Here is an 830-nt window from a genome sequence, read left to right as displayed (position 1 = left end):
TTCTAGTAGTCTTCTAGATAACCATCGATGAAATCTTCTTCTTCAAGATCCACCTCTTCTGGTTCAATCTCAGCTTTAAAATCACGACGTTGGATGTAGACATCACGTGTTAGCGCGTATGGATCTGGAGAGTCATCTAACAAGGCTTCTTGAGATACTAACTGAGCACGTGTTTCCATCCCTTCAAAGGCCCACTTGCCCAGACCGGCCCAAACGTTCAACAAAGACAGAGGCACATAGAGGCTGTCCACCTGACTCGTCACTTCACGAGTCGTGACAGGACCGTAACCTGGCACCATAAAATACGGCCCATTTCCTACACCGTAATGACCAATTGCATCAGAGAAAGATTTATCATCATATTTGGTGATCCCGGCTTCGCTAGCAATGTCAATCAAACCTAACAAACCAAACGTCGAGTTAATCCAAAAACGATTAAAATGGTCAACTGCTTTTCTGCCATTACCCATGATGAGGTTATTCACCATGCTTGATGGTTCGTCTAAGTTGGCTAAAAAGTTGGAGATACCAGAACGTACCGGCACAGGAGTGTAGTCAACATAAGCGAGAGAAACAGGGCGAACCAAATAAGGATCTAAATACTCGTAGTTAATATTCCACATCGCTCGGTTGAAACCTTCAAAAGGATCATTCGGGTGGGACTCTTCGACGTATTCAGAGGTTTCGAGATTATCATTATTGCTTTCATCTGGCGCGCTAGAACAGCCCACCGTTAAGCTTGCGATAAAGAGTAAACTCGAGAGTCTTAAAACACTGATAGACATATCACCTTTTCCATAAGGAATAATAAAAAAGGCCAGCAATCGCTG

Annotated in this window: 1 protein-coding gene; it reads right to left on the bottom strand. The window is 43.6% G+C overall.

The annotated features are described in order from the left end of the window. Positions 1–2: 2 nt before the first annotated feature. Positions 3–785: an MlaA family lipoprotein gene (locus tag BCT81_RS26900; RefSeq protein ID WP_102426444.1), complete on the bottom strand. Its 783-nt coding sequence runs from the start codon at positions 783–785 to the stop codon at positions 3–5. Between the last annotated feature and the right edge of the window lie 45 nt (positions 786–830).

The sequence above is a fragment of the Vibrio sp. 10N.261.52.A1 genome (assembly GCF_002876325.1).
Taxonomy (GTDB): Bacteria; Pseudomonadota; Gammaproteobacteria; order Enterobacterales; family Vibrionaceae; genus Vibrio; species Vibrio chagasii.
Note: the sequence above shows the minus strand (reverse complement) of the source record. Positions and strands in the feature narration are given on the sequence as shown.